Annotated in this window: 2 protein-coding genes; one reads left to right on the forward strand and one right to left on the reverse strand. The window is 48.1% G+C overall.

Going from position 1 to position 11634, the window contains the following annotated elements:
- Positions 1–6: 6 nt before the first annotated feature.
- On the reverse strand, positions 7–10668 hold the full coding sequence (locus tag ACLWBB_RS09765) for a hypothetical protein (RefSeq protein WP_413291454.1): 10662 nt from the start codon (positions 10666–10668) through the stop codon (positions 7–9).
- A gap of 387 nt (positions 10669–11055) precedes the next feature.
- On the opposite strand from ACLWBB_RS09765, the gene ACLWBB_RS09770 reads away from it, so the two are divergent.
- The gene (locus tag ACLWBB_RS09770) at positions 11056–11571 is read left to right on the forward strand and encodes a gamma carbonic anhydrase family protein (protein ID WP_413291455.1); all 516 of its coding nucleotides are present in this window, start codon (positions 11056–11058) and stop codon (positions 11569–11571) included.
- Positions 11572–11634 lie beyond the last annotated feature (63 nt).

Consider the following 11634-nt stretch of genomic DNA (forward strand, 5'->3'; position numbering starts at 1 on the left):
TTTGTTTTAGTTCCATTCGATAAGAACAGAGCCGTTGGTATTTGCAGGTGTTCCTGCGGACGAAGTCTGGTCGGTGAACGAAGTCATCGCTCCAGAGTTGATGTAACCACCACCACCACCGCCGCCACCGCGCCAAGTAGATGCGGCAGATCCACCACCACCACCACCATAACCAGCACCGCCACCACCACCGGAAGCGTTAATGCTATAATAGCCACCACCACCACCGCCACTCACTGAGAACGTGCTGACAGCTGCACCGCCAGCTCCTGGAGTAGCTCCAGTTCCGGCAGAGCCTGCTCCACTGCTAGAGCCGCCAGAACCACCAGGAGCGGTTCCGGTTCCGGTAACACCGCCGACGTTGTTACTGCCGCCGGTACCGCGTTCAGTTCCGTTAGAGAAACCGTTTGATCCTGCTCCAGAAGCTCCCCCGTCACCGCCGTCACCAGTTGAGTCGGAGCCAGCACCACCACCGCCACCCGCGATAGATAGAAGTGTATTGGTTGGAACTGAGTTGGTGTAACGAACGGCTGAGGCGCCGCCACCACCGCCGGCACTTTGGCCTGTTCCGGTAGCGCCACCGCCACCGCCCGAAGAGCCACCGGTCACAAGGACACCGCCGCCACCAACAAGCACTTCGAAAGTTCCTGCAGCTGGGGCTGTGTATGTAAACTGGATAGCTCCGCCTTTACCGCCGATAGCACTAGAGGCATCCGAATTACCACCGCCACCGCCTTTAACTGTGACCGTGAAAGTACAGTTCGTAGCTTGAGCGGCTGTAATAGTATAAGTGAATGTTCCAGGCGAGTTATAAGCTTGAGATCCTGGTGTACAAGCCGTTGAGTTGTTCACTGCGCCACCACCAATAATAACCCACTGAGTTCCTGTATTAATGATTTGTAGCGATTGATAATTAGAACTCAAAGATCTTGTTGTCGCTCCGTCAATAGTCTCAGAGCCATTAGCAACAACGTTGATGTTGCTGGCACCCATACGTTTGATCGTAATTTGGAAGCCAGGATCAACCGTTGCCACAGCGGGAAGTGTGGCTGTTGTAAGACCGGTGACTAAGTAAATGTAGTTATTCTCAGTAGTGCCGACAGTGAAGTTTGCTGATTTAGAACTTACAGTTGGTGAGCCGTTCATATTAGACCAAGTTGTTGTGCCAGAGCCGTTGTTTGTTAAAACTTGACCAATACTTCCGTTATTTGCAGGAAGTGTCATTGAGTAGCTCGTGAAAGAGTTTGGTGCTTGGAGTGTTGCAGTTCCAGCAGTTGCACCTTTCACAGCAAATCCATACGCTGTTGCGACGCTAGAGCCATCCAATGCTAAGATACGGCTGGCAGTACCCGTTGTCGTCTTAAGCACTGTCACAGAGCCCGTGTTTGAAACAGCAGAGATATCACCACCAAGAACGCGTGCCTCTGGACCGCCAGAAGAGTTACCCACCCAGATATTTGTAGCTGTGAGGGATGGCATAGTTGCAGCAGCCCAAGTGAGAACTCCAGCGCCATCGGTTCTTAAGAACTGTCCGCTAGATCCAGCGGTGCTTGGGAAACTTAAAGTAGTATTCGTTGAAGTATTTGGGTAACGGAGAGAGACAATACCAGTGCCTGCACCATCAATGTCAGTGCCGGCAGTTACCGCAACTCCGGCTGCTGTCAATTGCAAGATCTTACTGGCTTGAGCAGTTTGAGTTTTATCAATCGTGATAGAACCTGTGTCTGAAATTGAAGATATGTCGCCAGAAGGAACGCGAGCTTGAGGACCACCAGAAGCATTACCTACCCAAATATTTGTAGCAGCAAGAGCGGGCAAGTTACCGCCAGAAGCCGTTGCCCAAGTGAGAACTCCAGCGCCATCTGTTGTTAGAACCTGACCATTTGTTCCAGCGGTGGTTGGTAAAGTTAAAGTATAACTTGAGAAAGAAGCAGGAGCGCGTAATGAAAGTTGGCTACCGCCATAAGTAGAGTTGATATCAACGCCCGTACTGCGTGTAAGACCGCTTACATCCAATCTTGTTCCAGAAGCAGCTGTCGTGTTGATACCCACTGCGCCACTATCAGAAATTCTGATGCGCTCAGTAGGGGACGCAGAGTTGTTTTGCGTCGTATAGAACGACATGAATGTTCCGCGGTTTGCATCTGTGAAATTTTGTGCTGCAGAGAACTCAATATAAGCAGTTGAAGAAGAGCCGAATCCAGTAGCGCCATAACCACGTGTATAAAGGCCACCCAATGTATCACTTGATTGAACTGCGGTTGGAGAACCTGCTGTCCCACGAGCGCGGTAAAGCATTGCAGAGCTTCCTTGACCAGCGGTATTGCTGTAAGTATTCAAACGAAGAGCATCGCCATCAGTTGACGCGATATCTAATTTATAGCCAGGAGTCGTTGTGCCAATGCCAACTTCGCCAGAAGGCTCGATCGTCATTGCAGTTGCACCGTTGGCCTCGAAACGGAAATCATAGTTATCATTCGTACCTATAATCATATGAGCGCCGAAAGAGTTTCCGTCTTTCATCACTCCATTAGCCGCAGTGAGCGCCGTAGCCCAAGAAAGGACACCCGAGCCGTTAGTACTTAACACTTGGTTCGCTGAACCATCAGCTGTTGGTAATGTCCATACAGTTGATCCCGCCGACGCCGCAGGTTGGAAGCCTGTATATCCTGTAGTGGCACCCGACATACGGATCGCACCTTTTACATCGAGAGTCGATCCTGGCGTATCAGTGCCGATACCAACTTTACCATCGCTTTTGAAAGTCGCGATATGGTTGGCGTTGTTTTTCATTTCGAAATCAACGGAGTTGTTGGTCCATAAGAAAGCTTTTCCGGCAGTGCCATATGCACTGCCTGAAGCATTTGCGTAACCAAAGCCCATTTTTTCTGTAGAGCCAGTATTTTCCATAAACTGAATGCTGCTGTACCCGGAAGTGCTTGAGTTTCTGAGGCGAGCGATGCTAGAGCCCCCACCATTAAAGACGATATCTAATGGTGTTCCTGGTGTAGCCGTGCCTATGCCAGTGTAGCCGCTAGCCAGTACCGTCAATCCAGAGCCAGCAGTTGAGTTGGATTGGAATCTTGCGATAGTTCCACTTGTAGAGGCGCCGGTATTTGCAACTTGCAACAAACCGTTTGATGAATTGAGTGAAGCATTCGAAGTTGTAAGATTTAAGAGCGAACCGGTTGTCAACGCGTTGGCACTGATAGACATTGGACTTTGAGTCGTAGCTGTTGACCAGTTCCAAGTTTGAGCAAAGTTCAAACTGTCGATAGTGTTTGTTGCTGTCGCCGCAGTAATTGCAGACAGCGCGCCACCACCAGTCGGAGTGTTAATCCAAGAAAAGTTTCCTGAAGCGTCAGATTGCAGAATCTGTGTGGCACCTGGAGCAGCGGCCGGGAATCTTAAGCTGTAGTTGGCAGTTGTCGCCTGCGCTAAAAGATCGACCGTGCCAGAAGTGGTGCCTTTAATACCATAACCATAGGCATCGATGGTACCTGTGCCATCTGTAGAGACAATCGTGTTTGATGCGCCTGTCGTGGTCTTCACAACAGTAACTGATCCGGTATTAGAAACGGCTGAGATATCACCACCCAAAACGCGTGCCTCTGGGCCACCCGAAGAGTTACCCACCCAGATATTAGTAGCTGTAAGTGTCGGAAGAGCAGCAGATGGAGCTGCCCAAGTTAAAACTCCAGAGCCATTTGTTTGTAAGAACTGGCCACTTGAGCCAGCAGTGCTTGGGAAGCTCAGTGTTGTGTTCGTTGCAGTATTTGGATAACGGAGAGAGACGATACCAGCACCCGCTCCACCAACGTCAGCACCCTTAGTGACTGCTACTGAAGAAGCCGTCAATTGTAGAATTTTGCTAGCAACAGCAGTTTGTGTTTTGTCGACAGTTAAAGCACCAGTATTAGAGATTGTAGCATCACCTGACATTGCGCGAGCTTGCGCGCCACCAGATGAGTTACCAATCCAGATGCTTGAATCAGCCAACGTATTTGATTGTTTCGCGTTTAACGCCGCATACTCAGCATTGCTCAATAGACCGGCTGTCACAGAACCTGAAGCTGATGCCATTGGGATATTGAGTGTATGTGTATTTGTTGCAGACGAGAATGCAGGGGAGTTGCCTGAAGTTCCGGTTGCGAAAGTTTGCGTGCCAGAAGTTAAACCGTTCAGATTAGTAATCCCAGCACCAGCAACTCCTAAAGATCTTACCGTCGAACCATCATAGTATTTGATAGTTCCCGCGTCATACCACATTTGGCCGGCAACAGTGCCGTTCGTGCTATTTGCTGAAAGGCCTAGATATTTATTCGCAGCCATCGAAATGTTGCCAGTATTTGTGATGTCTTGGCCACCCATATTGATAGCGCCAGACATTGTACCACCAGCTAGTGGTAATTTAGTCGTGTCATTCACAGCCGCTGAAGTAACTGCAGTCAAACGACCTTTTGCATCGTAAGTAATTACTGGTACATAACCAGAAGTTCCTACAGGACCACCAGCAGTGATAGTAGACGCCAAAGTCAGTGCACCCGCGTTGTTCATAGTCGCATCGCCAGACATTGATACTTCAACCGCTTTGCCTGAAGCATTACCTACCCAGATTTTGCTATTTGCTAGGTCGGCTGTATTGCTTACGCCGGTTAAGACAGTTGCCCAAGACAATGCACCAGCGCCATCAGTTTTAAGAACTTGATTTGCTCCACCATCATCAGCAGGCAACGTCAAAACGTAGTCTGTGAAAGCACCCGAAGTTTGGATTGTCGCTTTGCCAGTACCTGTTTGAACTTCCAAACCTTTCATCGTACCAACGCCAGAGCCATTCAAAGCTAGGATTTTATTGTTTTCAGCGGTGGTTGTTTTAACTACTGTGACAGAGCCTGTGTTAGAAACAGAAGCGATATCGCCACCAAGCACACGCGCCTCTGGACCACCAGAAGCATTACCCACCCAAATATTAGTGGCAGTTAATGAAGGAAGAGCTGCAGCCTGAGCTGCCCATGTTAAAACTCCAGAGCCATTTGTTTGTAAGAACTGACCGCTAGATCCTGCAGTGCTTGGGAAGGTGAGAGTGGTATTGGTTGCAGTGTTTGGATAGCGAAGAGACACGATACCAGCGCCTGCGCCACCAATATCTTCCCCTTTAGTCACAGCCACTGAAGAAGCAGTTAATTGAAGTATTTTACTTGCAACTGCTGTTTGAGTTTTATCAACAGTTAAAACACCAGTGTTGCTGATGGTAGCATCACCACTCATCGCGCGGGCCTGAGCACCGCCAGAGGAGTTACCAATCCAGATACTAGAGTCAGCTAACGCATTTGATTGTTTTGCATTGAGGGCTGCGTATTCAGCATTACTTAAAAGACCCGCAGTCACTGAACCCGAAGCCGAAGCCATTGGGATATTCAATGTATGCGTGTTTGTTGCAGAACTAAATGCTGGTGAGTTGCCTGAAGTGCCAGTCGCGAACGTTTGCGTACCAGAAGTTAAACCGTTCAGATTAGTAATCCCAGCACCAGCTACGCCGAGAGATCTTACCGTCGAACCATCATAGTATTTGATAGTTCCCGCGTCATACCACATTTGACCTGCAACAGTGCCGTTCGTACTATTTGCTGAAAGACCAAAGTATTTATTATTAGCCATCGAGATGTTACCAGTATTGGTAATATCTTGTCCGCCCATGTTGATAGCGCCACTCATAGTGCCGCCAGCTAACGGTAACTTCGAAGTATCGTTAACAGCAGCCGAAGTTACGGCAGTCAAACGACCTTTAGCATCGTAAGTAATAACTGGTACATAGCCAGAAGTTCCAACTGGGCCACCAGCTGTGATTGTAGACGCCAAAGTCAATGCACCAGTGTTGCTCATAGTAGCATCGCCAGACATTGATACTTCAACCGCTTTGCCAGAGGCATTACCAACCCAGATTTTGCTGTTTGCAAGATCTGCGCTATTTGAAATACCTGTTAACACTGACGCCCATGATAATGCGCCTGAACCATTCGTTTGTAATACTTGGTTCGCGTTACCATCATCAGCTGGCAGAGTTAAAACATAATCAGTAAACGCACCAGAAGTTTGGATCGTCGCTTTACCAGTACCTGTTTGAACTTCCAAACCTTTCATAGTACCAACGCCAGAGCCATTCAAAGCTAGGATTTTATTGTTTTCAGCTGTCGTTGTTTTAACTACTGTCACAGAGCCTGCATTAGAAACAGAAGCAATGTCGCCGCCAAGAACGCGCGCCTCTGGACCACCAGAAGCATTACCAACCCAGATGTTCGTAGCTGTTAAGCTAGGTAGTGCAGCGGATTGTGCAGCCCATGTTAAATTACCTGAGCCATCAGTTTGCAAGAATTGGTTTGCGCCACCATCATCGCCAGGTAAAGTTAACGTGTAAGTGCCCGCAGCAGCTTGACCGCGGATAGAAATTGAACCACTTGTAGAACCGTTAACGTTAACACCTTTAGTAGTCGCGACTGAACTTGCATCGAGTTGCAAGATCTTACTAGCAACTGCAGTTTGAGTTTTATCAACAGTCAAAACACCTGTGTTGCTGATGGTAGCGTCACCACTCATGGCGCGAGCTTGTGCGCCACCAGACGCGTTACCAACCCACAGATTGGAATCAGCCAAAGCATTTGATTGCTTCGAATTGAAAGATGACCAATCAGCAGAAGTCAAAAGACCGCGGTTTGAAGCAGAAGAACTTGGAAGGCTAAATGTATGTGCGGAGCCTGCAGAATTGATGGCGAAATCAGAACCTGCAGCATCAATCACGAAAGATTGAGTAACTGCAGAAAGACCATTCAAGTTTGTAATGCCTGCGCCAGCGACACCCAAAGATTTTACCGTTGAGCCATCATAGTATTTGATGACTCCACCGTCATACCACATTTGACCAGCAACAGAGCCATTCGTCGCATTCGAAGAAAGCGAGAAGTATTTGTTAGCGGCCATCGAAATGTTGCCAGTATTTGTGATGTCTTGGCCACCCATATTGATCGCGCCAGACATTGTACCACCAGCGAGTGGAAGCTTTGAAGCGTCATTCACAGCCGCTGAAGTAACAGCCGTCAAACGACCTTTAGCATCGTAAGTGATTACTGGGACGTAGCCTGAAGTTCCTACTGGGCCACCAGCCGTAATTGTAGAAGCAAGAGATAGAACCCCAGTATTAGAGATCGTCGCATCGCCTGACATTGATACTTCAACGGCTTTGCCTGAAGCATTACCAATCCACAATTTGCTGTCAGCGAGATCTGCGGTATTGCTTACACCAGTCAAAACTGAAGCCCAAGACAATACACCGGACCCATCAGTTTTAAGAACTTGATTCGCGCCGCCATCATCAGCTGGTAATGTCAAAACGTAGTCTGTGAAAGCACCCGAAGTTTGAATTGTTGCTTTACCAGTACCAGTTTGGACTTCCAAACCTTTCATCGTACCAACGCCAGAACCATTCAGTGCTAGAATTTTATTATTCTCAGCAGTCGTAGTTTTAACAACAGTCACAGAACCTGTATTTGAAACAGCAGAAATATCACCAGAAAGAACGCGTGCTTCTGGACCACCAGAAGCGTTACCAACCCAAATATTAGTCGCCGTTAAGCTTGGTAAAGCTGCAGATTGCGCAGCCCAAGTTAAATTGCCTGAACCATCAGTTTGTAGGAACTGATTCGCTCCACCATCGTCACTAGGTAAGGTTAAAGTGTAAGTGCCAGCTGCAGCTTGGCCACGAAGAGAAATTGAACCGCTGGTGGAGCCATTCACGTTCACACCTTTAGTCGTTGCTACTGAACTTGCATCAAGTTGAAGGATCTTACTAGCAACTGCAGTCTGAGTTTTATCAACAGTCAAAACACCAGTATTAGAAATCGTCGCATCACCTGACATTGCGCGAGCTTGCGCCGCACCCGAAGCATTACCAACCCAGATGTTAGAATCCGTAAGTGCATTAGATTGTTTAGCGTTAAATGCAGACCAGTCAGCAGAGCTTAGAGCACCTCGTGCAGTCGCTGAAGCATTTGGTAAACTGAACGTGTGAGCTGAACCCGCAGAATTCACTGCGAAATCAGAACCAGCGCTATCAATCACGAAAGATTGAGTGCCAGCAGAGAGTCCGTTAAGGCTTGTGATTCCAGCGCCAGCAACTCCTAATGATCTTACCGTAGAACCATCATAGTACTTAATCGTGCCAGCGTCATACCACATTTGACCGGCAACGCTGCCGTTTGTGCTATTTGCCGAAAGACCAAAGTATTTATTAGCAGCCATAGAGATATTGCCAGTATTGGTAATATCTTGTCCGCCCATGTTGATAGCGCCACTCATAGTGCCGCCAGCAAGCGGAAGCTTCGAAGTATCGTTAACAGCTGCAGAAGTAACCGCAGTCAAACGACCTTTAGCATCGTAAGTGATCACTGGTACATAGCCAGAAGTTCCAACTGGGCCACCAGCAGTAATTGTCGAAGCAAGGGATAGAACACCTGTGTTAGAGAGCGTTGCATCTCCAGACATTAATACTTCAACGGCTTTGCCGGAAGCATTACCAACCCAGATTTTAGAGTTTGTAAGATCAGCAGTATTAGAGATGCTACCTAAAGCACTCACCCAAGAAAGATTGCCAGATCCATCTGATTGTAAAGACTGACCTGCGCCTGGAGCGACGGCCGGGAAAGTGAGTGAGTAGTTCGCTGTCGTGCCAGAAGCTTGAAGAGCTAAAGTGCCAGAGGTAGCACCTTTGAGGCCTGCTCCATACATGTTAGCAACGCCAGAGCCATCTAATGAAAGAATTGTTGAAGAAGATCCCGTCGTGGTGCGAACTATGTTGGCGACTCCTGAAGAAACGTTCACTCCAGAAGTTGCAGCGTTTGTATCAAATTGCACGATACCTTTTGCAGCATAAGAAGCGTCAACTGCCGTCCAGCCACCGGTATCATTACCTGGCTCCCAAGTTTTTGTAGTGTCATTCCACTTCATCACTTGGCCGTTAGTAGGCGCTGCTGCTGTGGAAACTTTCCATTTATCAGCTACAGAATCAAAGAAAAGCACTTGCCCCATTGTCGTAGCAGCAATGGCATCAAGAGACTTTCCTTTGATCGCAGCTAAGCTAGTCGCGCCAGCATTATCGATAGAAATATCACCCGTGAGCGCACGCGCTTGAGCTGAGCCCGAAGCGTTACCAACCCACACATTACCAGACGCCAATGCGTTTGATTGTTTTGCATTGAGGGCTGCGTATTCGGCGTTACTTAAAAGACCCGCAGTGACTGAACCTGAAGCCGAAGCCATTGGGATATTGAGTGTGTGAGTAGCAGTTACAGAGTTAAACGCTGGAGCATTGCCAGCCGTGCCGATTGCGAAACTCTGAGTACCAGCAGAAAGACCATTCAAGTTTGTGATCCCAGCGCCTGCAACACCCAAAGATTTTACAGAAGCGCCATCATAATACTTGATAGTGCCACCGTCATACCATATTTGACCGGCAACGGTGCCATCAGTGCTATTTGCAGAAAGACCGAAATATTTGTTGGCCGCCATATTGATGTTGCCAACGTTATTTAAATCCTGACCACCCATATTGATAGCGCCACTCATCGTGCCGCCAGCAAGAGGTAACTTCGAAGAGTCATTCACAGCAGCCGAAGTGACTGCGGTCAAGCGACCTTTCGCATCGTAAGTCAGAACAGGAACATAGCCACTAGAACCTACAGAGCCTGCGGTGATAGTGCTTGAAAGAGTTAAAACACCCGTGTTTGAAATCGTCGCATCGCCGGTAATGACACGGGCTTGGGCTGCTCCAGAAGAGTTTCCGATCCAGAGATTGCCATCAGCTAATGCGCTTGATTGTTTTGCATTGAAAGCGACCCAGTCGGCACTGCTTAGGTAACCGTCTGTGGTAGCGCTTGATTGAGTAATGCCGACAGTTGGGGCTGAAGCCGTACCGCCGATAGTAATCGGAGCAGTGCCACCTACGCTTGTCACAGAGCCAGCGCTCATCGATTGCAGTGTCCAAGTGGTTCCGTTAGAAACCAAAATTTGACCGTTAGTAGCTGGGCCTGCAGGTAAGCCCTGGCCCATCAAAGTCGTCACCTTGTTATTGCCAGAGACAATCGTAACGTCGCCCGTGTTAGGCAAGTAAGCTGAAAGAGGATTTTTCACTAATCGCCAGAACTCGTCATACTGAGTTTGCGCAAGAGCGTTGTTCGCATGCGTAGTTTGGTTAACAGCAGAGTCGACTTTTAAAAGGTTGCCGGTGCCGTAACCATTAACCTCGAAAGCTTGGAACGCTGTTGGCACTGGATTCAAAATCAAAGCAGGTAAAGACTGAGGAGTTCCTGTAGCACCGACTTTAAAAATGATGCCAAGAACGCGTGGAGAATCCGAGTTTGGTGTGTAAGAGTTTGGACCAGAAGCGCAACCATTCAATGCAGAAAAAGTTTTTCCGTTATTGAAAACTTGAGACAAGCTAGTGATGCCGGCGTTAAAGCCAGCACTTCCGCTCACGAGTGTTGAGTCGTTCGAGCCGATATCAAAAGAAAAAGTCCCGCCGGATGAAGATAAGTCCAGCTGGCGTTGCTCAGTGTAAAGAGCACAACGGCTTTGATGATCGTAAACTGTGGCCGTGAAGAAAACTTGATTAGCCGTCACCGGCTCGTTGTTCGAGTCGAGGATGCGGCCGGTATAAGTTATACCGGTTACTGAGTATGCGGACGGGGTTAAAATAAGCGTGAGAAGGAGTATAGCGAGTTTGAGAGGCTTTTCCCAAAGCATAGTCAGGAACTGTTTCAACGTGCAACGTTTCCTGTACTTATCGGTCATACCTGTCCTATCGGCTTGTTGACAAAAACTCTTTACCACAGTGTTCCCGTACGGATCGGCATGGTCATAAATTAGTTAAACCCCAGCGTTCTAAAAGCATTAGGGGCCCCCAATAAAGCGTTCGGAGTTGATTTGTAAAAGATAGGGAACAGGACCTTTGATTTATTTTAAATCGTGTGCGTATCATAATAGTTCGTTTCATATTGAGAGGGATCGATGACGACTATTCCGTTAAAAGGCTTTACTCCGAAGGTAGCGAAAGATGTGTTTGTTGCGGACAATGCCCGCATTATTGGTGATGTTGAGATCGGAGAGAGATCTTCGGTTTGGTACAACGTGACAATCCGCGGGGATGTCATGCCCATCCGCATTGGTAAAGAAGCGAATATTCAAGATGGCTCAGTTTTGCATGGCACTTACAAAAAATTCGGGTGCACGATCGAGGATCGCGTAACGGTAGGGCACCTCGTGATGCTTCATGGCTGTCATATTGGCCGAGAAACTCTCGTTGGAATGGGGAGCATCGTCATGGACGGAGCTGAAATCGGTGAGCAGTGCATCGTCGGCGCAGGTTCACTCGTCACTGAGGGATCTAAATTTCCTCCGCGCAGCTTGATTTTAGGTCGTCCGGCTAAAGTAAAACGTCCATTAACAGAGGAAGAAATCAAAGCGCTGAGTTATTCAGCAGACAACTATCTATTGTACAAAACTTGGTACGAAGAAAAGCGTTGATGTTCTTTCGGGCTCCATGACAGAATAAGGCATCCAAAAAAATTAAGTGCCAACAGTCACCAT

Origin of the sequence: Bdellovibrio sp. HCB337 (genome assembly GCF_047302465.1) — a bacterium.
In the GTDB taxonomy this organism is placed as follows: domain Bacteria; phylum Bdellovibrionota; class Bdellovibrionia; order Bdellovibrionales; family Bdellovibrionaceae; genus JACMRP01.